This window comes from Fictibacillus aquaticus, from assembly GCF_002245695.1.
Lineage (GTDB): Bacteria > Bacillota > Bacilli > Bacillales > Fictibacillaceae > Fictibacillus > Fictibacillus aquaticus.
In genome coordinates this window covers 5,217-5,464 of record NZ_NOII01000053.1, presented here as the reverse complement: position 1 = coordinate 5,464, position 248 = coordinate 5,217, and the positions used below count along the sequence as shown (strand labels likewise).

1 protein-coding gene and 1 pseudogene are annotated in these 248 nt (G+C 44.4%); both read right to left on the bottom strand.

The window, feature by feature from the left end; genetic code table 11:
* The coding region (locus CGZ90_RS21325; RefSeq protein ID WP_205727429.1) for a putative quinol monooxygenase at window positions 1–145 on the bottom strand (145 nt) is incomplete at its 3' end.
* Between the two features lie 23 nt (window positions 146–168).
* A pseudogene (locus CGZ90_RS21135) lies at window positions 169–248 on the bottom strand (Organic hydroperoxide resistance protein OhrA); the annotation flags it as partial.

Below are 248 nucleotides of genomic sequence, written 5' to 3'. Positions count from 1 at the left end.
TGTCCTCTGCTGACTGATGAAGCCTGTATTCTTGGCACCCTGCTTCATCACGTGAAGGAGATGCAACTTTTAAGAGTGCTTCATACAGTCTCTGTTCATTTCCCTGCTTCGCTTTTAAAACGGCAGTAATATAAACCGGCTCCATAACCGCACTCCCTCTTTTTGGATTTATTGAGTGGACACCTCAAGCGTCACGTCGATATTTCCTCTCGTCGCTTTGGAATAAGGACAGAAGTTATGAGCTTTAT